The 23,935-nt window shown below is 70.5% G+C and carries 19 protein-coding genes; 9 read left to right on the plus strand and 10 right to left on the minus strand.

Features of this window, described 5'->3' with window-relative positions; all coding sequences use genetic code 11:
• The 6 genes from ACWEQG_RS20735 to ACWEQG_RS20760 all read left to right on the plus strand — a co-directional run.
• Window positions 1-546, plus strand: a 546-nt coding sequence (locus ACWEQG_RS20735; protein ID WP_452286798.1) for a lectin, incomplete at its 5' end; no start/stop codon positions are given.
• 344 nt (window positions 547-890) lie between these two features.
• Entirely contained in the window at window positions 891-1,835 is a 945-nt protein-coding gene (locus ACWEQG_RS20740; RefSeq protein WP_452286800.1) for a carbohydrate ABC transporter permease, read from the plus strand.
• Between the two features lie 7 nt (window positions 1,836-1,842).
• Window positions 1,843-2,667 carry a carbohydrate ABC transporter permease gene (locus ACWEQG_RS20745; RefSeq protein ID WP_452286802.1) on the plus strand — a complete coding sequence of 275 codons (825 nt, stop codon included), beginning with the start codon at window positions 1,843-1,845 and terminating at the stop codon, window positions 2,665-2,667.
• Window positions 2,668-2,698: 31 nt separating this feature from the next.
• On the plus strand, window positions 2,699-4,039 hold the full coding sequence (locus ACWEQG_RS20750; protein ID WP_452286804.1) for an ABC transporter substrate-binding protein: 1,341 nt from the start codon (window positions 2,699-2,701) through the stop codon (window positions 4,037-4,039).
• Between the two features lie 29 nt (window positions 4,040-4,068).
• Complete coding sequence (locus ACWEQG_RS20755) at window positions 4,069-5,106, plus strand: LacI family DNA-binding transcriptional regulator (RefSeq protein WP_363470870.1); 1,038 nt, start codon at window positions 4,069-4,071, stop codon at window positions 5,104-5,106.
• Window positions 5,107-5,251: 145 nt separating this feature from the next.
• Window positions 5,252-7,327 (plus strand): alpha-galactosidase, encoded by a 2,076-nt coding sequence (locus tag ACWEQG_RS20760; RefSeq protein WP_452286806.1) that lies wholly within the window; start codon window positions 5,252-5,254, stop codon window positions 7,325-7,327.
• Window positions 7,328-7,424: 97 nt separating this feature from the next.
• On the opposite strand, the gene ACWEQG_RS20765 is transcribed toward ACWEQG_RS20760, so the two are convergent.
• From ACWEQG_RS20765 to ACWEQG_RS20785, 5 genes are all read right to left on the minus strand, one after another.
• On the minus strand, window positions 7,425-9,143 hold the full coding sequence (locus tag ACWEQG_RS20765) for a ricin-type beta-trefoil lectin domain protein (RefSeq protein ID WP_452286808.1): 1,719 nt from the start codon (window positions 9,141-9,143) through the stop codon (window positions 7,425-7,427).
• Window positions 9,144-9,427: 284 nt separating this feature from the next.
• On the minus strand, window positions 9,428-10,669 hold the full coding sequence (locus tag ACWEQG_RS20770) for an MFS transporter (RefSeq protein WP_452286810.1): 1,242 nt from the start codon (window positions 10,667-10,669) through the stop codon (window positions 9,428-9,430).
• 43 nt (window positions 10,670-10,712) lie between these two features.
• Window positions 10,713-11,291 carry a TetR/AcrR family transcriptional regulator gene (locus ACWEQG_RS20775; protein WP_452286813.1) on the minus strand — a complete coding sequence of 193 codons (579 nt, stop codon included), beginning with the start codon at window positions 11,289-11,291 and terminating at the stop codon, window positions 10,713-10,715.
• Window positions 11,288-11,875: a sugar O-acetyltransferase gene (locus ACWEQG_RS20780; protein ID WP_452286815.1), complete on the minus strand. Its 588-nt coding sequence runs from the start codon at window positions 11,873-11,875 to the stop codon at window positions 11,288-11,290. Before ACWEQG_RS20780 ends, ACWEQG_RS20775 begins: the two co-directional genes overlap by 4 nt.
• Entirely contained in the window at window positions 11,865-13,322 is a 1,458-nt protein-coding gene (locus ACWEQG_RS20785; RefSeq protein WP_452287267.1) for an MFS transporter, read from the minus strand. Before ACWEQG_RS20785 ends, ACWEQG_RS20780 begins: the two co-directional genes overlap by 11 nt.
• 806 nt (window positions 13,323-14,128) lie before the next feature.
• Here ACWEQG_RS20785 and ACWEQG_RS20790 point away from each other — a divergent pair.
• Window positions 14,129-15,610: a non-reducing end alpha-L-arabinofuranosidase family hydrolase gene (locus tag ACWEQG_RS20790; RefSeq protein WP_452286817.1), complete on the plus strand. Its 1,482-nt coding sequence runs from the start codon at window positions 14,129-14,131 to the stop codon at window positions 15,608-15,610.
• Between the two features lie 327 nt (window positions 15,611-15,937).
• Window positions 15,938-16,543, plus strand: a complete 606-nt coding sequence (locus ACWEQG_RS20795) for a class I SAM-dependent methyltransferase (RefSeq protein WP_452286820.1) — start codon at window positions 15,938-15,940, stop codon at window positions 16,541-16,543.
• A 36-nt stretch (window positions 16,544-16,579) separates the two neighbouring features.
• Here ACWEQG_RS20795 and ACWEQG_RS20800 read toward each other — a convergent pair whose 3' ends face one another.
• The 3 genes from ACWEQG_RS20800 to ACWEQG_RS20810 all read right to left on the minus strand — a co-directional run bounded on the left by ACWEQG_RS20800 (window position 16,580) and on the right by ACWEQG_RS20810 (window position 19,114).
• Window positions 16,580-16,954, minus strand: coding sequence for a CBS domain-containing protein (locus ACWEQG_RS20800; RefSeq protein ID WP_363471777.1), 375 nt, complete (start codon window positions 16,952-16,954; stop codon window positions 16,580-16,582).
• A 100-nt stretch (window positions 16,955-17,054) separates the two neighbouring features.
• Window positions 17,055-17,564: an HAD domain-containing protein gene (locus tag ACWEQG_RS20805; protein ID WP_452286822.1), complete on the minus strand. Its 510-nt coding sequence runs from the start codon at window positions 17,562-17,564 to the stop codon at window positions 17,055-17,057.
• 83 nt (window positions 17,565-17,647) lie between these two features.
• Window positions 17,648-19,114, minus strand: coding sequence for an MFS transporter (locus tag ACWEQG_RS20810; protein WP_452286824.1), 1,467 nt, complete (start codon window positions 19,112-19,114; stop codon window positions 17,648-17,650).
• Window positions 19,115-19,254: 140 nt separating this feature from the next.
• Here ACWEQG_RS20810 and ACWEQG_RS20815 point away from each other — a divergent pair, with 140 nt between their 5' ends.
• Window positions 19,255-19,839 carry a TetR/AcrR family transcriptional regulator gene (locus ACWEQG_RS20815; RefSeq protein WP_452286826.1) on the plus strand — a complete coding sequence of 195 codons (585 nt, stop codon included), beginning with the start codon at window positions 19,255-19,257 and terminating at the stop codon, window positions 19,837-19,839.
• A 116-nt stretch (window positions 19,840-19,955) separates the two neighbouring features.
• On the opposite strand, the gene ACWEQG_RS20820 is transcribed toward ACWEQG_RS20815, so the two are convergent.
• Both ACWEQG_RS20820 and ACWEQG_RS20825 read right to left on the minus strand, forming a co-directional pair.
• Entirely contained in the window at window positions 19,956-22,727 is a 2,772-nt protein-coding gene (locus tag ACWEQG_RS20820) for an outer membrane protein assembly factor BamB family protein (RefSeq protein ID WP_452286829.1), read from the minus strand.
• The gene (locus ACWEQG_RS20825; protein ID WP_452286831.1) at window positions 22,721-23,476 is read right to left on the minus strand and encodes a hypothetical protein; all 756 of its coding nucleotides are present in this window, start codon (window positions 23,474-23,476) and stop codon (window positions 22,721-22,723) included. Before ACWEQG_RS20825 ends, ACWEQG_RS20820 begins: the two co-directional genes overlap by 7 nt.
• Between the last annotated feature and the right edge of the window lie 459 nt (window positions 23,477-23,935).

The raw sequence follows: 23,935 nt of genomic DNA on the forward strand, positions 1-23,935 counted from the left end.
TGGTCCTGGCGCAGCGGCGACACCCCGCTGCTGTTCGACGGCAACTTCAACAAGAAGCAGGCCTACACCTCCGTCCTCAACGCACTCAACGCCGCCACCCCGAACACCAGCCCGTCCCCGGGCACCACTCCCTCCCCGGGCACCAGCCCGAACCCCGGCTCCACGAGCGCGATCAGGGGGGTCGCCTCCGGCCGGTGCCTGGACGTGAACGGCGCTTCGCAGGCCAACGGCGCGCAGGCGCAGATCTGGGACTGCAACGGCCAGTCCAACCAGCAGTGGACCTCCACCAGCGCCGGTGAGCTGCGGGTCTACGGCAACAAGTGCCTGGACGTGAACGGCGGCGGCACGGCCGACGGCAGCAGCGTGATCATCTGGGACTGCAACGGCCAGAACAACCAGAAGTGGCGCCTCAACTCCGACGGCACCATCACCGCCGTCGGGGCGAACAAGTGCCTCGACGTCATCGGCGCCGGCACCGCCAACGGCACGAAACTCCAGATCTACTCCTGCTGGGGTGGCACCAACCAGCAGTGGACCCGCGTCTGACATCACCACTCACTCACCGGGGGCGGCCATGACCTGGCCGCCCCTTTTCCCGTGGCCGGCAACGACTGCTGCGCCTGGTCGCCGCACCTCCTCGTCCCCGCGCCCCCTCGCGCCCGCCCGTCATCCCGCACGCCGGTCACGCGCGGACCATCGCCGGCGGGGCGCTTGCGCCCGCGCGGCCGTCGTCGTGAGAACACGACCACGGGCTCGGCCCACGGGCGACGTCGTCCCTTGACGAGAGGCATGTTATCGGTAACTCTTCTCTCCATTACAGAAGCGTCTGCGCCAGATTTCCGGGCAGCCCGCTGCCGCTCGACCCCGTGGAGCGGCGTACGGAGTGAAGCGTGATTGATGACATAGTTCCCCTCGCCTCGGCGCAGGGACGCCGGCGACGGTCGGACCGCCGGTTCGCGCGGCACGTGCGCGTCACGGCCGAGGCGTACGCCCTGCTCGCGCCGAGCCTGATCGGATTCCTGCTGTTCCTGGTCGCGCCCATCTTCGGGGTGGCGGCGCTGAGCCTGTTCGACTGGAACCTGATGGGCGCGCCCTCGTTCGTCGGCCTGGACAACTACCGCGAACTGGCCGCCGATCCCGATGCGTGGCGGTCCCTGGTCAACACGGTCTACTACGTACTGCTCAACATCCCGGCGCAGACCGTGCTGGCCCTGCTGCTGGCTCTCGCCCTGAACCGGCGGATGCGCGGCGGCAAGGTCTTCCGCGTGGCCTTCGTGCTGCCCTGGATGGCCATGCCCGTGGCCCTCGGCATCGTCTGGTCCTGGATCTTCGACCCCAGACACGGCGTGGTCAACCAGGTGCTGGGCATGGTGGGAATCGACGGGCCGAACTGGCTCACCGATCCCGCCTGGGCCATGCCCGTGATCGCCTCGGTGAACGTCTGGCAGTACACCGGCTACACCATGCTGATCCTGCTGGCCGGGCTGCAGGCGATTCCGCACCAGTTGTACGAGGCCGCGGCGATCGACGGCACCACGCCGGCGCAGCGGTTCTTCATGATCACCCTGCCGCTGCTGCGGCCGTCGCTGTTCTTCGTGCTGGTCACGAACACGATCGGGTCGTTCCAGGTCTTCGACACGGTCTTCGTGATGACCCAGGGCGGTCCCGGCGGCGCCACCGACGTGCTGAACTTCCACATCTACCAGCAGGGTTTCCAGCTCTTCCGGGCCGGGTTCGCCTCGGCGCTGGCGATGGTGCTGTTCGGACTGATCCTGCTGGTGACCGCGGCGCAGTTCCTCTACTTCCGCAAGCGCACCGTGTACGACTTCTCGTGAGGACCCGATGAAGAGGACACAGCTGAAGAGGATCGCGCTGTATCTCGCGCTCTTCATGGGCGCCGCGGTCGCGGTCGCGCCGTACCTGATGACGCTGAACTCGGCTTTCAAGGAACCCGCGAAGGTGCTCACCACCCCCGCCTGGGAGCCCGCCTTCCCCGTCACGCTGGGCAACTTCGCGAAGGTCTGGTCGGAGTACGACATGGCCGGCTTCCTGCTGCACTCGCTGGTCTACGCCGGGGCCGTCACGGTCGGCCAGGTCGTCTTCAGCACGATGGCCGCCTACGCCTTCGGGCGGATGTCGTTCCCCGGCCGCGACGCACTGTTCTGGGGCTACCTCGCGACGATGATGGTGCCGCAGATCGTCACCCTTGTGCCGCTTTTCCTGATCATGCGGGAGTTCGGGCTGATCGACACCTATCTTGGGTTGATCCTGCCCACCGCGTTCGGCACGCCGTACGGGATCTTCCTGGTGCGGCAGTACTTCCGCACGATTCCCAGGGACCTGGAGTCGGCCGCGCGCATCGACGGCGCGGGCACCTGGACGGTGCTCACCCGCGTCGTGCTCCCGCTGAGCCGCCCGATCCTCGCGACGCTCGCCACCATCACGTTCATCACGACCTGGAACACGCTGCTGTGGCCGCTGATCATCACCAACGGCGACGCGGTCAGGGTCGTCACGCTGGGCATCTCGGCGCTGAAGGGTCAGTACTCCTCGCAGTACCACCTGATCCTGGCGGCCGCCGCCCTGGCGCTGCTCCCACTCGTCGTGATCTTCCTGCTGTTCCAGCGGCACATCGTCCGCTCGATCGCCCTGACCGGGCTGAAGTAACCACCTCCACAGAGAAGAAGGGCATGCAGCTATGTCCAGAAAAATCGGTTTATCTATGGTCGCGACGGCGGCCCTCCTGGCCTTGGCCGCCTGCGGCGGAGGTTCGGACGACTCCGGCTCCTCCGGCGGCGCCGTCACCCTGCGCTACGCGATGTGGGACGAGGTGCAGAAGCCGCCGATCGAACAGTCGATCCGCGAGTTCGAGAAGGCCCACCCGACCATCAAGGTCCAGATCGAGCTGAACAACTGGAACGACTACTGGAGCAAGCTGCAGACCCAGCTCGCCGGGCGCTCGGCGCCCGACGTCTTCTGGGACCACGTCTCCTACTTCCCCAAGTTCGGCAAGGAGGGCGTGCTCACCGACCTGGCGCCGCTCATCGCGCAGGACAAGGTGGACACCTCCGGCTACGACCCCAAGCTCGCCGAGGGCTGGAAGGTGGACGGCAAGGTGTACGGCCTGCCGAAGGACTGGGACACCATCGGGCTCTTCTACAGCGCCAAGGCCCTGAAGGAGGCCGGGCTCACCCCCGCCGATCTCGACGGCCTCACCTGGAACCCCGCCGACGGCGGCACCTTCGTCAAGACGCTGCGGAAGCTGACGGTCGACGAGAACGGCAAGCGCGCCGACGAGCCCGGCTTCGACCCCGAGAAGGTCAAGCAGTACGGCCTGGCCATGCAGGCGCCCACCGGCCAGCAGGACTGGTGGAACTTCGCGCTGCAGAACGGGTGCAAGCTCCAGGACAAGCCGTGGGGCCGGTGGACCATCGACCAGCCGGCCTGCGTGCAGGCCATCCAGTTCGTCCAGGACCTGCGGCTGAAGTACCACGTAGCCGTGCCCGCCACGGTCACCAACCCGCCCAACGGCCCGTCGCTCGACCAGGTCGTCGGCCGCGGCGAGGCGGCCACCGCGATGGACGGAAGCTGGATGCTGCGCGCCTTCGACACCGCGCTTCCCGACGGCGGCTTCGGCGTCGCCGACCTGCCCGCTGGGCCGGTCGGCAAGGGCAGCGTCTACAACGGCCTGACCGAGGCGATCTACTCCGGGACCAAGCACCCGAAGGAGGCGTGGGAACTCCTCAAGTGGCTGACCTCGGAGAAGCACCAGAAGGCCGTGGCCCAGGCGGGCGCCGTCTGGCCGGGGATCAGCTCGCTCAACGACGTCTTCGCCGAGGCGTGGAAGGCCAAGGGCGTGGACGTCACCGGGTTCAAGAAGGCGGCCGAGGGCACCACGATGGGCTACCCCCTCACGGAGGCGGCCGACACCTACAACGTGAAGGCGCTCGACATCTTCAACCAGGTCTGGCTCGGGCAGATGCCGGCGCAGGACGCGGCCAAGAAAATCAACGACGAGGCGAACGCCGCCATCAAGTAGGCTCTGGAGCTATGGGAGTTACCGGTCACATGCCAGCGCAGGACGCTTCTCGCGGCCGCTCGGCGAGCATCTGGGACGTCGCACGTGTGGCCGGTGTCTCGCAGCAGACCGTCTCTCGTGTCATCAACGGCAAGGCCCGGGTCAGCGAGGCGACCCGGGCCAAGGTCCTGCAGGTCATCGCCGAGCTCGGCTACCGGCCCAACAAGCTGGCCCAGACGCTGGCGGGAGGCCCGGTGCGGTCGGTCACCGTACTGACCTCCGACACCGCCCTGTACGGCGCGGCCGCCACGCTGCGCGGCATGGAGGAGGCGGCCAGGACGGCCGGCTTCTCCGTCGGCATAAGCGTCCTGGAGCCGGAGTCCCAGCAGACGGACATCGCCCTGCGGCTCAACCGGCCCGGGGAGCCCGTCATGGTGATCGCCTACGACGACGCGGGCGTGCGCGCGCTCCGGGCGCTGCCGCCGGACGTCCCGGTGGCCGCCGCCGTCGAACGCCGCCCCGACGAGGGCGACGCCGCGGACGGCGGCCCGTGGCAGGTCTGGCTGGACGACCGGGCCGCCGCCGCGCACGCGACCCGTTACCTGCTCGGCCTGGGACACCGGACGGTCCACTACGTGGCCATCCCCTCCTCCACCAGCCCGTCCCCCCAGCGGACCCAGGGCTGGCAGGACGCGTTGCGCGCCGCGGACCGCCCGGTGCCCGAGCCGTCGCACGGGGGGTGGACGCCGCGCTCGGGCTACCTCGCCGTCCGCTCCCTGCTGGCGGACCGCTCGGTCACCGCCATCCTGTGCGGCAACGACGACCTCGCGCTCGGTGTCATGCGGGCCGCCCGTGAGGCCGGGCGGGACATCCCCGGCGACCTCAGTGTGGTGGGCTTCGACGACGCCCCGCCCTCGGCCTACCTCAACCCCTCGCTCACCACCGTCCGGCTCGACTTCGAGGGGCTCGGCCGCGCCTGCTTCGGCCTGCTGCACCGCAGGCTGGAGCCGCAGACCGCCCCTCCCGTGCCCGCCTGGAGCGAGCCGGAGCTCATCGTGCGGGAGAGCAGCGGCCCCGCCCCGTCCTGACCTCGGCGCCGTCCCGGATCGACCACCGTGTGCCCCGCCGCCGGACCGCGCCCTCCTTCCCGAGCCCGCCGCCCTCCATGGCGGCGGGCGTTCGGCATGTCCTCGTCCCCCACCGCCCAAGCCCTCTTCGCAACGGAAGGCCAACATGATCGTCCACGACTCCGAACGCCGCCTCTGGGTGCTGTCCGGGCCGTCCTCCTCCTACGTCCTGCATCTCGACGACCATGACCGGCTGCGCGTGCTGCACTGGGGCCCCCGGCTCACCGTCGAGCAGGCGGCCTCGCTGCCGCTGCTGCCGCGGCCGCCCTTCCGCCCCGTGGAGGACGCCGCCGAGGGCACGCTGGACCTGACCGCGACCGGCGGCCTGTTCTACGGGCACGCGGCCGTGCAGGTGCGCTTCGCCGACGGCACCCGGGATCTGGAGCTCGTCCCCACCGGCCAACGTCGTACCGATCGGGAGCTGGTGCTGACGTTCGCCGACCGCCACTATCCGCTGACCGTCGAGTGCCACTACGGCGTGCACGAGGACAGCGACGTCATCGAGCGGCACCTGGTGCTGCGCAACGAGGGCGAGCCCGTCACCGTCGTACGGGCCGACTCCGCCACCTGGGTGCTCCCCCGCATGGATGGTTACCGGCTCAGCTGCGTGCGCGGCCAGTGGGGCGCCGAGACCCGGCTGCACCGCACCGAGCTGCCGTACGGCGAGACCGTGACGACGAGCCGGCGGGGCGTGACGAGCCACCAGGCCAACCCCTGGGCGATGGTCGACGACGGGACGGCGGGCGAGGAGCACGGCGAGGTCTACTCCTGCGCGCTGGCCTGGAGCGGAAGCTGGCGGCTCACCGCGCAGCGGCTCCCGACCGAGCGGGTGACGCTCTCGGCCGGCGCCGGACACGACCCGGTGACGCGGGAGCTGGCCGCCGGCGAGGAACTGGTCACCCCCGTGTGCGCGGGCCTGTACACCGACGGCGGCTTCGGCGCCGCGAGCCGCGCCTGGCACGACCACCAGCTGCGGCACGTGCTGCCGCACCCCGGCGAGACGCGGCCCGTGCTGTACAACTCCTGGGAGGCCACCGGCTTCGACGTCTCGCTCGACGGCCAGATCGAGCTGGCGGAGAAGGCCGCCCGGATCGGCGTCGAGCTGTTCGTGGTGGACGACGGCTGGTTCGGCGCGCGCACGCACGACGCGGCGGGGCTCGGCGACTGGCACCCCAACCCGCGCCGTTTCCCCGACGGACTCGGGCCGCTGATCGACCGGGTGCACGAGCTGGGCATGCTGTTCGGCCTGTGGGTGGAGCCGGAGATGGTCAACCCGGACAGCGATCTGTACCGCGCCCATCCCGACTGGGTCATCCACCGGCCGAACCGGCGGCGCACCGAGCACCGCAACCAGCTCGTGCTCGACCTGAGCAGGCCGGAGGTGGCCGACTGGCTGTTCCGGACCCTTGACGAGCTGCTCGCCAAGAACGCCGTCGACTTCCTGAAGTGGGACATGAACCGCCCCTTCACGGAGGCGGGACCGGACGAGCGGCTGTGGACCGGCCACGTCAGCGCCCTGTACGCCGTGCTCGACCGGCTGCGCGCGGCCCACCCGCACGTGCGTATCGAGTCCTGCAGCAGCGGCGGCGGGCGGGTCGACCTCGGCGTCCTCCGGCGAACCGACCAGGTGTGGACCTCCGACGACACCGACGCCCTCGACCGGCTGGAGATCCAGCACGGCTTCAGCCAGCTCTACCCCGCCCGCGTCATGGGCGCCTGGGTCACCGACAGCCCCAACCCCTACACCGGCCGGGAGACGCCGCTGGAATTCCGCTTCCACGTCGCGATGGCCGGCGTGCTGGGCATCGGCGGCGCCCTCACCGACTGGAGCGACGCGGAGCTCGAACGGGCCGCGGAGCTGGTCGCCGACTACAAGCGGATCCGTCCGCTCGTCCAGCACGGCCGGCAGTACCGTCTGCTGCCTCCGGACCGCGAGCTGTCGGCCGTGCAGTACCTCGCCCCCGACGGGAGTGAGACGGCCGTGCTCGTCCACCGGCGCTCCCGCCGGTTCGGCCATCCCGAGCCGGGCGTTCGGCTGCGCGCCCTCGATCCCGGCGCCCGCTACCGCGACCGCTCCACCGGCCGGATCCATCACGGCGTCGTCCTGCTCGCCCACGGCGTGTTCCCCGACCTGGCTCCCGGCGACTACGCCAGCGCCCTGGTCCACCTGATCCGCGAGTAGGGAGGACGGCGGGCAGGGCCGCCGGCACCGGCGAGGGGTGCCGGCGGCCTTTCACCTCCCGGTCGCCGGGGCCGCGCCCCGGCGACCGGCGCACCGCTCAGCGAGGGGTGAGGACGAGGCGGTAGGCGCCGCCGGCGTTCTGGTTGGCGATGGGGATCGTGACGCTGCCGTTGGTGACGGTGTAGGCGTTCGATGACACCGTGGTCGGCCCGGAGACGTTCGTCGTGCGTCCCGAGCCGGGCACCGACTCGAGGGTGGCGGTGACCGAGGAGCCGAGCGCGCCGATGCCGTCCACCCGGATCGAGCCGTTCCCCGACTGGCCGCCGAAGACGACGCTGAAGGTTCTGCCGCCCGCGTCGTAGGCGGCCACGCCGTCGTTGTCCGTGGTCGGGGTCACCTTGACGATGTTGCCGGTCTGGTCCGCGTACCACTTGTACATCCAGTACGACGCGGTCGGCCGGCCGTTGTACAGCAGGCCGTTGAGGGTGCCCGCCTCGTACCAGAACGCCCGCTGCGCGTCGCGCACGCCCGCGCGCTCGAACTGCGCCACGTAGTGGTTCGCGCTGCTGGGGACGTCGATTTCGCCGGTCGCCGCGTACTCGTTGATCGAGATGGGCCGCGGGGAGATGCCGAGCTCACGCTCCAGGTTCCGGTAGGCCTGGACGTTGCCCGTGACCTGCCGCCAGCCGCTCAGCTCGTGCCACGACACCACCTGGGGCACCGTGTTCGTGGCCTTGGCGTTGGTGAGGAAGGCCCGCATCCGGTTGACGTCCCAGTAGGAGTAGCTCGGCCCCATGATGGCGGCGTTCGGCTCGCTCTGCCGGATGCGCTGGTAGGTGCGGACCCAGCCCTCGTTGAAGGAGACGCCCGACCCCGAGGGCCAGGTCCAGTCGGGCTCGTTCCACGGCTCCCACGCGTCGATGTTGGTGACGCCCGCCGACTTGGCCGCGGCGATCATCTTGTCGATCCGGCTGTACCAGTCGTTCCAGTTCGTCCACCAGTACGGGAAGCCGTCGAAGCTGTCCGCCATGTCGACGGTGATCACCGCGCCGATGGCCGCCGCGTTCCTCCAGACGTTCAGCGTGTCGCCGATCGGCGCCGGAACGCCGTTGGGCCGGTGCTCGTGCAGCGGCGGGGGCTGGCGCAGCTGCTTGAGCTTCAGCGGCTGCATGACCGACACCGGCGGGGTGTTCGCGTCGGACAGGCCGTAGAGGGTGCCCGAGCCGACCCGCGTGACCGGCCGCACGACGGTGGCCGCGTCGACGACGAGCGTGCCGCCGCCGGTTCCGGTGCCGCCGCCCCACTTCTGGTTGCTCTGGCCGTTGCAGGTCCACAGGATGACCGCGGTGCCGTTGGCCGTGCCCGCGTGGTCGACGTCCAGGCACAGGCCCGACTGCGTCCCGGTGACGGACCCGTCGGCGTTCTGCCGCCACTTCTGGTTCGCCTGCCCGTTGCACGACCAGATGATCACCTGCGTGCCCGGTGAGGTCTGGTTGTTGTAGGCGTCCACGCAGCGCGTGCCGTTCATCGTCCGCAGCTCACCCGCCGAGGTGAACTCGAACCCCTGGTTGGCCTGACCGTTGCAGTCCCAGATGTCCAGCGGGGTGCCCAGCGTGTCGACGTTGCCCTTCACGTCCAGGCAGCGTCCCGCCGCCGCGCTCACCAGCGGAGCCACCGCCGCCGAGGCGGGCGCCGCCCACGTCAGCGCGCTCGCCAGCATGGTCGCCAGGGCCGCCACGACGCACGCGGCGACGGCCGCCGGCGACGGCCGTCCACGGCGCGCCCGGCCGGGTAACAGAGGGGATGTATCGCGCATGTTCTTCTCCTGGGGGTGGGAGACGGGCGAGAGCGAGCGACGTCCCGCACGAGGTACGGGGCCGGCCGGAGCCGTTGCCGACGGATGGACGGATGAGGGCCGGCCGCCACGCGCTCGCGGTTCTGCCGGAGTGGCCGGCACCTTGCTTGTTTCCGGGATGTTGAGAGTGCGTTACCGGTAACATCAGGATTTAGGGGCTTCCCAAGCCCAATGTCAAGACCCAACCGGGCGGCGGGCGGCCGATGGGCGGTGCCGGCCGGTTCACGCCCGCCGCCGGGCCCGGACTACGTACGGTTCACGAGGACGCGGGCGAGGACGACGGTGGCGGCACCGGCCAGGACGACGGACAGCAGCCCGACGCGCAGGCTGATCAGGTCGGCGACGAACCCGACGAGGGGTGGCGACAGCAGGAATCCTCCGCGCAGCAGCCAGCTGACGACGGTCAGGCCGGTGCCGGCGGGCAGCCCGGGCAGCTCGTCGGCGGCGTGCATGGTGGCGGGCACGAGGGTGGCGACACCGAGCCCGGCCAGGGCGAAGCCGGCCAGCGCGGTCGCGACCGACGGCACGGCGAGAGCGGCGCCCATGCCGGCGGCGGCCAGGACGCCGCCCGCACGGGCCACGGTGCGCTGGCCGAAGCGGTTCACGACGCGGTCGCCGGTGAGACGGCCGGCGGTCATGGCGGCCTGGAAGGCGACGACGGCCAGTCCCGCGGTGGCGGCGTTCGCGTGCAGGTCGCTGAGGAAGAGGGCGCCCCAGGACGCGCCCGCGTCCTCGACCAGGGCGCCGCAGGCGGCGAGCACGCCGAGCACGGCCAGCATCCGCACGGCGGGACCGGTGAACGAGCGCCGGCCTCCGCGCCGGTCCGCGTGGGCGGGCGGGGCGGCCGGGTGGCCGTCGGCGGCGGCGAGGTCCTGCGCTTCGGCGGACCGCTCGGCGTCGTCCGGGCCGGGCAGCAGGAACCGGTGGGCGACGACGGCGACGACGCTGAACAGCGCCGCGGAGATGCCCAGGTGGACCGCGAGAGGGATGTGCAGGCCGGCCGCGGCCGAGCCCATCAGACCGCCGATGACCGCGCCGACGCTCCACAGGCCGTGCAGCGAATTGAGGATGGACCGCCCGTACAGTCGTTGCACCCGCAGGCCGTGGGCGTTCTGCGCGACGTCGACGACCGCGTCGAGAGCGCCCACCACGAACAGCGCGCCGCCCAGCGCGATCCAGTTCGGCGCGATGGGGATGACCAGCGTCGCGATCGTGGTCACGACGATCCCGAACGCCGCCACGCGCGCGGATCGGAACCGGCGGATCGCGGCGCCGGCCAGCAGCCCCGCCAGCAACGCACCGATCGAGGTCCCGGCCAGCGCGGTCCCGAGGACGGCGTTGCTCACCCCGAGATCGGCCTTGATCTGCGGATATCGCGGGACGACGTTGAAGAACACGGCGCCGTTGGTGAGGAACAGCGCGGCGACGGCGGCGCGGGCCTGGCGCGCCTGACGAGTGGGTGCGGTCAAAGAGAGGGCGGCGGGCATGGGCTTTCCGATCACGGTGGTGCGGTCGAGGGAACGGCGCGGTTCAGCGCAGGTAACGGTCGATGGCGTGGCGGATCTGCTCGGGCGTCATCGGGTCGGTCGACAACGCGCTGTGCAGCACGAGCCCCTCGATGAGCGCGTCCAGTTCCCTGGCCGTGGTGGGGTCGAAGTGACGCTCCAGCGCCTCACGGCTGCGCGCCATCCAGGCCTGGGTGACGGCCCTCAGTGCCGGGTTGCGCGCCGCGGCCAGATACAGCTCCACGGCGAGGACGAGGTCGCGCTGTGCGCCGAGCAGGTCGTCCGACACCAGCGCGATGACGGCCTCGACCGCCGCCTCCCGGTCCCGGGCGGCACGCATGCGCTCGTCGAAGACGCGGGCCACGGACTCGGCGTGCCGGGTGAACGCCTCGGCGAGCACCTCCTCCAGCGAGGTGAAGTGGTAGGTCGTCGACCCCAGCGGCACGTCGGCGACGCGGGCGATCTCCCGATGCGTCGTCCCGGCCACGCCCCGCTCGGCGATGACGGCCAGCGCGGCGTCGATCAGCCGGTCCCGCCGTCCGGGGTCGTGCCGGCGGGGCCGCCGTGGAACCGGCGGAAGCGAAGCGGCGGCGGGGCCGCTCACGCCGCGCCCGGGCCGATCGTCCGGATCACCCGGGCGGGGTTGCCCACCGCCACGACGTTCGCGGGCAGATCCCGGGTCACCACCGCGCCGGCGCCGACGACGCTGCCGTCCCCGATGGTGACTCCCGCCAGGACGATCGCCCCGCTGCCCAGCCACACGTTGTCGCCGATGGTGATCGGCTTGGCGGCCTCCCATTTCGCGCGGCGAAGCTCCGGGTCCACCGGGTGAGTCGGGGTGAGGAGCTGGACGTTCGTACCGATCTGCACGTCGTCGCCGATCGTGATCGGCGCGACGTCGAGGGCGACGAGACCGTAGTTGACGAACGAGCGGGCGCCGATGCGGATGTGGCCGCCGTAGTCCACCCGCAGCGGCGGCCGGATGTGCGTGTCCTCGCCGATCTCCCCCAGCAGCTCGGTGAGCAGCCGCCCACGCTCCCGGGAGTCGCGCGCGGGGGTGGTGTTGAACGCCTCCATCAGGTCCATGGCCCGCAACTGGTGCTCGGCCAGCTCCGGGTCGTCGGCGATGTAGAGGTCACCGGCGAGCATCCGCTCGCGCATCGAGCGGCCGTCCGAGTCAGGCGCCATATGTACGAGTGTACACACGATATGTACGCCCGTACGTATCTCCGTCCGGGCGCTGTGGAGGCCGGTCTCGCCCGCTCCGCCTGAACAGGTGCCGGCGCCCCCTCGCCGTCGGGCCGGCGCGCCCGCGTCCCCTCGGGAGGAGCGCGGCGATGACCAGCGCGGCGGCCGCCGCGACCGTCGTGGTGATCAACGCGAGCCGGAGCCCCTCACGGGACGGCAGTGAGAAGGCCCCGGCCGGCACGATGTGGGCCGCCAGGACGGCGCTGATCACCGCGCTGGCCGAAGCCGTGCCAATGGAGCGCATAAGCGAGTTGAAGCCGTTGGCTGCGGCGGTCTCGGATGCGGGCACCGCGCCCATGATCGAGGCGGGCATGGCGGAGTAGCCGAGGCCGGCCCCGGAGGACACGACGGTCGCGGCGAGCACGATGTGCCAGACGTCGTCCATCAGGAACAGCGCGACAGCGTAACCGGCGACCGCGCACAGGGCGCCGATCATGAGCGTCACCCGAGGCCCGTACGTGCCGGTGACACGGGCCGAGACCGGCGAGAGCACCATCATCATCGCGCCGCCGACGGCCATGCACAGCCCCGCCTCGAACAGGGACAGTCCCAGGCCGTAACCGGTGACGCCCGGGGCCTGGAGCACCTGCGGGAACACCAGGCTGGGCCCGAACATGGCGAACCCGAACGCGATGGACGCGACGTTCGTGATCAGCACCTCGCGCCGGGCGGTCGCCCGCAGGTCGACCAGCGGATCGGCCACCCGTAGCTCGACGAACCCCCACACGAGGAGGATCACCGCCGACGCGGCGAACAGCCCCAGGGTGAGAGGGCTGTCCCAGCCCCAGCCGCCGCCCTTGCTCACCGGCAGCAGCAGGCACACCAGACCCGCCGACAGCCCCGCGGCGCCGAGGAAGTCGAACCTTCCGCCCGTACGCAGCGGGGAGGCGGGCACCACCGCGAGAGTGAGGACGAGGCCCACCGCGCCCATGCAGGCCGCCGTCAGGAAGAGCATGTGCCAGTCGACGAGCTGCACGACGAGGGCGCCCAGTGGCAGCCCGATCGCGCCCCCCGCGCCCAGGGTGGCACTCATCAGCGCCATGGCCGAGCCGAGCCGCTCTGGCGGCAGCAGATCGCGCATGATGCTGATGCCCAGCGGGATGACGCCGACGGCGCAGCCCTGCAGCGCCCGCCCGATCACCACCACGAGCAGCGAGTTCCCGGCCACACAGACGACCGACCCGGCGACCATCAGCACAAGGCTGACCACCATGAGGCGACGTTTCCCGTACATGTCGCCGAGCCGTCCGCTCACCGGCGTGAACACGGCCGAGGACAGCAGCGTGGCGGTGACGGCCCAGGAGGCGTCCTCCGCCGGGGCCGACAGCAGGCGGGGCAGATCGGGGATGATGGGCACCACCAGGGTGAACATCATCGAGACCACCATGCCGCTGAACGCCAGCGCACCGGTGACGACACCGGATCTGGCACCCGTGATGGGCGTCGCCACCGCGCTCCTTCCGCCGAGGACGACTCGCCACCCTAGTCGTCCGGCCGGCCCGCGATGTCGCCGAGCACCCCGGCCGGCTCGATCCAGCCGCCCTTCGACCGTTTCGGGGTGAAGCGACGGACGTCGTCTTCGCCGCCGTGAACCTCCTCACTGGTGACTCTCGGGGTGGCGACTCCGGGGACGCGGTGTCTGTCCGCCGGAGCGCCCCCGCACCATGGCCGCCGGGTGGTGGCTCCCAGCGCGTTGTTAACGTTAACATTTTCTGCCGTGCGTTCTCCGCCGGCTGGTCGCAGCAGGTCGGATCCAATACGAGACGGAGCGGCGACGTCAAGAACGGCGCCCCCGCCCACGGCGGGGTGACGGGACGGGCGTACGTTCCATCAGGCGTTATCAGCGGTCGCCGCGGGTGACGGCGCGAGCGTCGCTCTGAAACTTTCGCGGGGGACTTGACACATTTCGGCATGATTTCCAGACTGTGTCCTCAAGGCGGCTTCCTCCTGCCCTGTGGTGGTGTGCGGTGAGGACCGCCGTTCGCGACGCCCCGGTGGTGTGCGTTCCCTGATCACGGGACGCGGCGTCGATCGCGCGGAGCGACCCCCCGCGTGTCCGCTTTTCATACAACGGCTCCGTCGTCGCCGGCTGGCTCCACAACGTTCGGGTTCACCGCGAACGGCAACGCGGCACCCGACCGCCGCCTGCACCAGCCCCGACAACGGCCGGACATGATGATGAGGAGATTTCGAATGCGTCTGCCCTGGCGAGCGCGGTCACCGCGCCCCTCCGCCGCCGCGATCACGGCGCCGCCCCGGCGGGCCTCGCGCCGCGGCCTCGCGATCGGCTCCATTCCGGTCCTGCTGGCGGGAGCCGGCGCCCTGATGGCCACGCAACCCGCCCAGGCCGCCGTCGCCTGCCGGGTCGACTACACCATCAGTTCGAGCTGGCCGGGCGGGTTCAACGCCAACGTCACCATCAACAACCTCGGTGACGCGGTCAACGGCTGGCGGCTGACCTGGTCCTTCGGCGGCGGCGAGCAGATCAGCCAGATCTGGAGCGCCACCCACACCCAGTCCGGCTCGTCGGTGACCGCCACCAACGTCTCCTACAACGGCAGCATCCCCAGCGGGGGCAGCACGAGCTTCGGGTTCAACGGCTCCTCGAACGGCTCCACCCCGGTGCCCACCTCGTTCTCCCTGAACGGTGTGGCCTGCACCGGCAGCCCGGGCTCGCCCAGCCCCTCCCCGGCGCAGTCACCGTCGCAGTCGCCGTCGGCCCCTGCGTCCCCGTCTCCGTCTCCGTCGGCGACGCCGACCGGCGACACGTGCGATCTCCCCTCGCGGTACCGCTGGACCTCGACGGGCTCGCTGGCGAACCCGAAGTCCGGGTGGGTCTCGCTCAAGGACTTCACCAACGTCGTCTACAACGGCAAGCACCTGGTCTACGCGACGACGCACGACACCGGAACGCGCTGGGGTTCGATGAACTTCGGCCTGTTCACGAACTGGTCCGACATGGCCTCCGCCAGCCAGAACACGATGAACTTCTCCGCCGTCGCGCCCACGCTGTTCTACTTCGCCCCGAAGAACATCTGGGTGCTGGCCTACCAGTGGGGCGGGACCGCCTTCTCCTACCGGACCTCCACCGACCCCACCAACCCCAACGGCTGGTCGGCGCAGCAGACCCTGTCCACTGCGAGCATCACCGGCTCCGGCACCGGCCCCATCGACCAGACCCTCATCGGTGACGGCCAGAACATGTACCTGTTCTTCGCCGGGGACAACGGCAAGATCTACCGCTCCAGCATGCCCATCGGGAACTTCCCGGGCAACTTCGGCTCCAACTACACCACGATCATGAGTGACACCACGAACAACCTGTTCGAAGGCGTCGAGGTCTACAAGCTCCAGGGCCAGAACAAGTACCTCATGCTCGTCGAGTCGATCGGCTCGCAGGGCCGTTACTTCCGCTCGTACACGGCGACCAGCCTGGGTGGTTCGTGGACCCCGCAGGCCACCAGCGAGAGCAGCCCCTTCGCCGGCAAGGCCAACAGCGGCGCCACCTGGACCAACGACATCAGCCACGGCGACCTGGTCCGCAGCAACCCCGACCAGACCAAGACCGTCGACCCCTGCAACCTGCAGCTGCTCTACCAGGGTCGTAGCCCCAGCTCCGGCGGCGACTACGGCCTCCTGCCCTACCGGCCGGGCGTGCTGACACTGCAGCGCTGATGATGTGACGCGGATCCGGCCCGGGTGTTCGTGACGATCACCGTGGAGACGTACGCCGGATCCGGTGAGCGTCGACGCGGTACGCGATCGGGGCCGGGTGGAACCGGCGTGGCGGGCTCGGCGCACAGCCGAGCCCGCCACAGTCACGCCGGCAGCCGGATCGTGGGCCGTCCGAGGGAGGCCGGTTCGCCTCCTTCTGCCACCGGGCCGGCGGCCGCGGTGGTCACCCCGGGTCGAGCGGCCGCACGGTCACCGCGTTGCTGGAACTGACGGGTGGCCCGCCGCAGGCCTCCGCGACCAGCGTGTCCGACCCGGGAGAATGCAGACATGGCTGAACAGAGCATCTGGATGCAGAAGGTCGCCGCCGACCCTGATCACTCCACCTGGTTCATCGAGCGCTTCCGTTCCATGGCTCGCGCCGGTGACGATCTCGCCGGGGAAGCCCGCCTCGTGGACGCCCTGGTGCCGCGTCGCGCCCGCATCCTCGACGCCGGATGCGGGTCCGGCCGGGTCGGTGGCGCGTTGGCCGAGGCCGGCCACGACGTCGTCGGCGTCGATGTCGACCCGGCTCTGATCGAGGCGGCCGAGCAGGACCACCCCGGGCCGCGCTGGCTGGTCGGCGACCTGGCCGAACTCGACCTCCCCGCACAGGGCATCAGCGAGCCGTTCGACGCCGTCGTCTGCGCCGGGAACGTGATGACATTCCTCGCGCCGAGCACCCGTCGTGAGGTGCTGCGACGGTTCCGTGCGCACCTCGCGCCGGGCGGCCGGGCCGCGATCGGCTTCGGCGCCGGGCGCGACTACGAGTTCGGCGAGTTCTTCGCGGACGCGGCCGCCGCGGCGCTCGAACCCGACCTGCTGCTGTCCACCTGGGACCTGCGTCCGTTCAGGGACGACTCGAGCTTCCTGGTCGCCCTCCTCCGCCCTGCCTGACGAAGGCCCCGTTCACGCGCGAGGAAGCGCCGTCGGCTAAGGCGCGAGTGTCTCCAACGCGAGCAGGTCGCGCATCGACACCATGCCGATCAGGCGCCCGTCCTGGTCCACCGGGATGTGACGGATGCCGTAGTCGAGCATGCGGCGGGCCACCTCGCGCGTGTCCTCGTCCAGGGTCGCGGTCTTGATGTCCGACGACGCGCACATCCCCGCGTTCAGCGCGGCGAGGTCCGCGGATGTGGCGAGCGCCGTCACGAGGTCCCGTTCCGTGATCACTCCCGTGACCCGGTCCTCCTCGAGCACGGCGAGCGCGCCGATGTTCTTCTCCGTCATCCGGCGCGCCACCTCGGGCAGCTTCGCGCTCACCGGGCAGCCGAACACCATTGGACGGTAAACGTTGGCGATACGCATGCGGCCTCCCCTCCTCACCAGCACATCCAGCCAACCACACCGCCCCGGGACGCCCGTCAGCCGCCGGGCGGGCGGACTCCGCATTCAGGCCCGGCGCCGGTTATCGGTGTAGCCGCGCCAGCCAGTTCCCGATGACGACGAAGTCGCTGCCAATAAGACCACGGCGAGGGTCAACCCGATGGAGATGGGCCTGGGCGCGATGGTGCACGGATACCCAGGCACGATCAGCATCGGTGATCTCGTCGTCGATCCAGACGAAGGAACGTCCCGCCGCCCACTCGACCAGGCCGCGGGTCTTCCAGTGCAGCGGCCCTTGGTCCTCTTCCGCATCCGGCCAGTCCACCACGGGCAACTCCGGCAGGCCGAGCAGCGGACAGATCACCTCGTTCGCGTCCGCCATCCAGGTCGTCGCCCACACGAGGTCGCACGGCAAAGCCGCCAGCCGCGGCCCGTGCCGGGGATCGATTCTGGCCAGCAGCGGATTCACCCCTTCAACCATCGGGATTCGCGGGCTGGAGACTCCGTCGAGATGCGGCTCAGGCGCGCCGAAGGGGATGAGGGGGCCGTCGACGTCGAGGAACAGTACCGGACGGGCCGGCGAATCAGGCATTTCCGCAGAATAGCTCTCACGAACGGCGCCACCGCGAAGGATGCCGCCATGGTCACCTGGCGCTGACGGTGGGACGGCTCCGGTCAGCCCCGGGCACCGGGTGCGTCCCCTCGCGTGCCTGGGCGGCACCAGAAGACCAGCGTGACGAGCAGGGCGATCACCAGGGCGCCGCAGGCCCAGAGGAACATCGACGAGATGGTCCCGGCGAGACCACCCGAGCCCTGCGTGAGCGGGATCAGCATCACGGCCAGGCCGAACGAGCCGCCGATCGTGAGCGCCGTCTGCAGCACGCCCGCGGTGACCCCGGCGTACTCCTGCGGAGCGGTGGTCAGGACGATCATGTTGAACGGGATGATCGCCACGCCGACGCCGAGCCCCATGACGACGAGGGCGGGGAGCACGCCGCCGGCGTAGGTGCTGCCACCGTCAAGGCGGGTCAGCCAGGCGACCCCGGCCAGCACCACGAGCAGGCCGGCCACGGCACGCGTCTTGAGACCGATCCCGGCGATGTACTTGATGAGGATCTGGGTGCCGGCGAGCAGCGCCAGGCCGAAGGGCAGGATGGCCAGGCCGCTCTGCAGCGCGTTGAGGTGCAGCACACCCTGGAGGTACTGGACCAGGTAGATCAGGAAGCTCGTGAGCACGGCCGCGAGCAGCAGCAGGGCGAGGAAGGCGCCGGCCCGCTCGCGGCCGGCGAAGACGGCCAGGGGCAGCAGCGGCTCGGCGGCCCGCCGGTCCACCAGCAGGAACACCACGGCCAGCACGACCGCCGCGCCGAGGGCGGTCAGCGTCCAGCGGTCGCCCCAGCCCTTCTCCGCCGCGTGGACGAGGCCGTACACGGCGGCGGCGAGGGCGGCGGTGCTGAGCAGCGCACTGCTCATACCGGAAACACCGCGCAGGCCGGAAACACCGCGCAGGCCGAGCGGTCGGGACCGGGCCGCCTCGTCCCGCGGGCCGAGGGCCCGGGCGGCGACCACGATTACGGCCAGGCCGATGGGCACGTTCACCAGCAGGCTCCAGCGCCAGTCCCCCGCCCACGTGAGCACGCCGCCGAGCACCATGCCGGCGGAGGCTCCGAGCCCGGTGACCGTGGAGTAGAGGCCGAAGGCCCGCTGCTGCCGCTCCCCCTCGAAGACGATCGCCAGCAGCGCCAGCCCGGTGGGACCGGCGATCGCCGCGCCGGCGCCCTGCAGGACGCGACCGGCGAGCAGCACCTCCAGGTTCGGCGCGAGCCCGGCGATCAGGGAGGCCAGCACAACCAGCCCGACCCCGGAGAGGAAGACCCTGCGGTGCCCGAGCACGTCGCCGAGGCGGCCGGCGAACAGCAGGAGGCCGCCGAAGGCGAGGAAGAAACCGTTCGGCACCCACGATCCCCCGGCCACCGACAGACGGAGGTCGGATTGGAGGGCCGGGAGCGCGACGTTCACGATCGTGCCGTCGAGCTGGAGCATGAACTCCGCCCCGACGATCGCCGCGAGCACGAGGACCCAGGCGCGGCCGTCCGGTGACACACGGGCCGAGGCATCATCGGAGACACGTTCGGTGGTCATGGAACCTCCGCGATCCGCTGACAGAGGACATCAAGGCGAGGCAACCTCAGGTTAGTGGGCACGTCTATACTGAGGTCGTCTCAGGTTAAGTAAGGAGATTTAAGCTGAGGCATCCTCAGGATGTCAAGCGGGAGGTACCGGTGGACGGCAAGCCCTACATCGCCCAGCGCCCCAAGCGGGCCGACGGCCGGCGCAACTACGACGCGATCCTGGCCGCGGCCAGAAAGGCGTTCGAGACCGCCGGCGCCGACGCCTCCCTGGAGGAGATCGCGAGTCAGGCGGGGGTGGCGATCGGCACGCTGTACCGGCACTTCCCCACGCGGGCCTCGCTCGTGGAGGCCGCGACCCGGGACGGCCTGGAGAACCTCGTCGCCCACGCCGAACGGCTGGCCGCCGGCCCGGACCCGCTCGACACGCTGATCGCCTGGATGCGTGAGGCGGTGGTCCACTTCAGCACCTTCCGCGGCCTGGTGGGCATCCTCGCGCAGAGCATGTACGACGAGGGCACGCCCTCCCACACCATGTGCAGCGCCATGCACCGCAGCGGCGCCGACCTGCTGCGCGCCGCGCAGGCGGCCGGCAGGGTGCGGCCCGACCTGACCCCCGACGAGCTGTTCGACCTCCTCAGCGGCGCCGCCTGGGTGCGCGAGCAGGCGACCCCGGACCGGGACGGCAGCGTCCGCTTCCTCGAACTGGTACTGCAGGGCATCACCTCGCGGGACTGACCGTCTCGCACTCGACGTCTTGCCGCCCGCGGGCGCCTGGTCGCGATTCAACGAGTCAGGAACATCGAAGCGCTTCGGTCAGCCATGCCGATCGCGGTGGAGCAGTCGTATCGACGTCATCGCGTGTCCAACGCGTACACGTTGCCGTCCCAGCCGCCGACGTACACCACGCCGCCGGAGACCACCGGAGGGGCGCCGACCGCACCGCCGGTGCGGTAACTCCATCGCACCGTGCCGGAGGCGGCGTCCAACGCGTACACGGAGTTGTCCCTGCTGGCGACGTACACCACGCCGCCGGAAACCACCGGTGAGCTGACCCAGCCGTCAGTCCGGTGACTCCACCGCTCCTTCCCCGTGACGGCGTCCAGCGCTTGCACCGAGTTGTCCAAGCTGCCGACGTACACCACACCATCGGACACCACCGGAGAGCTGACCCAGCCACCGATCCACTGGCTCCACCGCACCGTGCCGGAGGCGGCATCCAACGCGTACAGCGAGTTGTCCCTGCTGCCGACGTACACGACACCACCGGACACCACCGGAGGGGCCTCGACCGCACCGTTGGTGCGGTAACTCCACCGCACCTTCCCCGAGACGAGATCCAGCGCGTACACCGAGTTGTCGAAGCTGCCGGCATACAACGTGCCCCCCGACACCACCAGAGACGCGACCCAGTTGCCCGTCCGGTGACTCCACCGCACCTCGCCGGAGGCGGTGTCCAGCGCGTACACCCGGCCGTCCTCACAGCCGACGTACATCAGACCGCCCGACACCACCGGGTGAGAGAAGACGGGCGCGTCGATGCGGCGGCTCCAGCGCACCTTCCCGGTGCCGGCGTCCAGCCCGTACACGGCGTAGTCCCTGACCTCGGCGGGGTTGTCCCTGCTGCCGGTGTACACCATGCCGCCGGACATCACTGGGGCGGAGAGGGCGGACTCGTCGATCCGGCGGCTCCAGCGCTCCCTCCCCGTGTCGGCGTCCAGCGCGTACTGCCGGCCGTCGAAGCCGGCGACGTACACGACGCCGCCGGACACCAGCATGGTGTCCTGAGCGGCGGGGTGGCTCCAGAGGGCCTTTCCCGTGGCGGCGTCCAGCGCGTACACCCGGTCGCCACTGGCGACGTGGACGACACCGGCGGACACCACCACGCCGGAGTGGATGCCGTCGTCTGTCGGGTAACTCCAGCGGACTCTCGATGCGGGGGCCGCCGCCGAGGCGCCGGCCGGCTGCGGGTAGCGGGCCAGCAGGTTGTCCCGCAACAGCGGAGCGAGGAGTCGCACCGCAAGTCGCGAGGCGGCCGTGAGCTTGACGATGACCGGACCCACGTTGACGAGCGCCGCGCCGAGACCGCCCGCCGGCGAGCTTTCGGTGTACTGGAAGATCTGAGAGCTCTCGCTGGTGGGATCGAATGTGTCCCGCTGCTTGGCCAGGGCCACCTCTTCGGCGAACAGCTTCTGCGCGTCACGGTTCGAGGAGGCCACCCAGATGATGGAAGCCGACACCGTGACGCCCTCGTCCATGGACGGAATCCAGTCGCATGCCGCGGGCTTCGGGAGCGCCACATCCCCCAGAGCGCGGGCATGCGGACTGGCGAAGTAGCCGTCCGCGATGGTCTTCAGGTCGCCGTCGGTCAGAAGAGCGCAGGCATCCGGCCAGGCGCCCGGTTGGACGCCGCCGAGCGAAGCAGGCCCGGCGGAAGCGCCGTACGCCATGCGGTAAGCGGTGACCCGGCCTCCGCCATCGTGATCATTGACCGGTGCGTAGACGAGGGCCAAGTCGTCGGCCGTCCCCACAAGGACGGGCCGGGACCCGTGGGAGATGTCGAGGGGGAATGCACTGAGGTCGCCGGTGCCTGTGTCCAGAGAGATCAGGAATACGGGGATCGGCCACCCGTCGGACAGGTATACCGACCGTCCCTTGGCCACGACGGTGGACGACTGGAAATACGCGGGCCGGGTCCAGCGGACGCGGCCGGTGACCGGGTCGATTCCCCTCGCCTGCTGACGGGAGTCGGGGGTGTGCGGAACCAGAAAGGCCTCGTCGGCGGTGGTGAGGAGCCGGCCGTCCGGCGTGTAGATGGACGCGGTGCCCTCGACCTTGACGTGGACGAACCCCTCCGCGTCGACCGTCACGCGATGCGGCAGGTCCGTGAGCCGTGACTCGTCCACCGGGGACGGCAGCTCGCGCGTCCAGCGAGGCCGGAGGGTGACGGGGTCCATTGAGGCGAGGCGAAGTCCGCCGCTGCGGCAGTAGCCGAGGAGGAGCACCGACCGCTCGGCGACTACGGCTTCCAGATCACAGCGCCGCGGATAGGTCATTCGCGCCCTGGTCGTCCCGGTCCTGGGATCGAGGACCTGTATCTCGATAGGCTCGGACGACCGCTGGAAGACCACGATGTCCCGCCGGTTCACCAGAACGTTCGGCCCGGTATAGGCACCGATGCGCTCCGTCCTCGACGGGTCGTACGCGGATATGGCGACCTCACGCCGCCACAGGACGGCGCCGGTGTCCAGGTCGTGGCCGGACAGGACACGGTCGTCCCGGTCGGGCACCTCTCGCGACACGACGAGCGTCCCGGTGGCGATCCACATGCCGGCGATCCGAGGGAGCGTGGGATCCGGGGCGATCGTGTACCGCAGATCACCGGTACGCGGGTCGTGGACCGCGATCGCGCCCCGCCGGGTCGCCACCGCCAGGGCGCGATCGGACACCCTGGGGTACGCGTGCCCCACGGCGTCATCAGGGTCCAGGTCGACGGCCACCGACCAAGCGGCGCGCCAGCCGACGGGGACCTGGAGGTGCGGCGTGTCGGCCACCACCACCAGGTACGCCAGCAGGACCATCGCCGACAGGCCCGCCAAAGCGCGCAGAGTCCGCAGGGTCAGCACCGCTTCGCCTTGGGAAACTCGGCGCAGACCACGTCACGCGAGGCTTGCATCCAACCGCCGTTCGGGGAGGCGATGTAAAAGGAGCGGTAGTCGGCGGCGGGGCCGGTCAGCCGGAACGGGACCCCGCCCGGCGCTCTTATCACCATCTGCTCGGCACGACCTTCCGTCACCACGGTGGCGACGAGATCGAACTCGTAATAGGCCTTCCGGCCGGTGATCGAGAGGCTCAGCGTGACCCGCTCGTCCTGCTTCAGGTCGATCTGCTTGGCCAGGAAGTACGATGTGCGCTGCTTATCACCGGTGGTGAAGTAGGGATCGAGCCTGTCGAGATCGGCCGCCATCTCGATGGTGTCGGTCTCGCCGGCGGTGACGGCGATCAGGTAGGCGCCGTCCGACACCGGTTGCCGGGTGAGGACACGCGGCTTGATGTCGGCGACGCGGAGACTGCTGCGGTTGCCCTCCAGGACCACGGTGACATCCATCTGTCCGACCAGGGCGGCATGGTGGCGTTCCAGCAACGCGCCATGCCGCAGGTCGGTGCTTCCCAGCAGGACGGCCCGATCCCTGGGATCGGTCACCGTCTCCCGCAGGGCGAGGTCCTGGCTGCTGTAGTGGACTTCCACGTGGGGAACCTTCACAGCGGCAGCGCCGCCGATCCGGTCGATCGCGTCCGATCCGTGCTCGTTGAACCAGGCGGTGAACATCACGCCCGCCGCGGCCACGATCACGGCTCCGACGATCCCGGCCACCCATGCCAGCACCGCCCTCCAGGCTCCCCGCTGGGCCGGCTGCCCCTCCGCGCCCGGCCGCGACGAGTCCACGGTGTCCCGCGCGATGTCCGGAGGCGTCTCCGACACCTCACCGGTGTGCGTCCGCTGCCGGGCTTCGCGGCTGTTCTCCCCGGATCCGATCGGCCGGTCACGGCGTCGACCGGTTGCGGGAACGTCAGGTTCCGCGGCGGTGCGCAGCGTCTTACCACGCTTTGTGCGGCGACTCCTGGCCACGGGGTGCCCTCACCCTGACTTGAACCCGAAAACACGTGACTGAGGATGCACCAGCATATGCCGAACCTCTTGTTGAGAGAAAGCGAATGCACTCAATAACGCTGAGGACTGATAGCGGTAGTCGCAGAGACTCGAAGGCCATGCGAGGCTCTCCACTCGCCGTCACATTCCTCGCCGATCGTCCTTTTCATTCGATTCGCACAG

The sequence above is a fragment of the Microbispora sp. NPDC004025 genome (assembly GCF_053604425.1).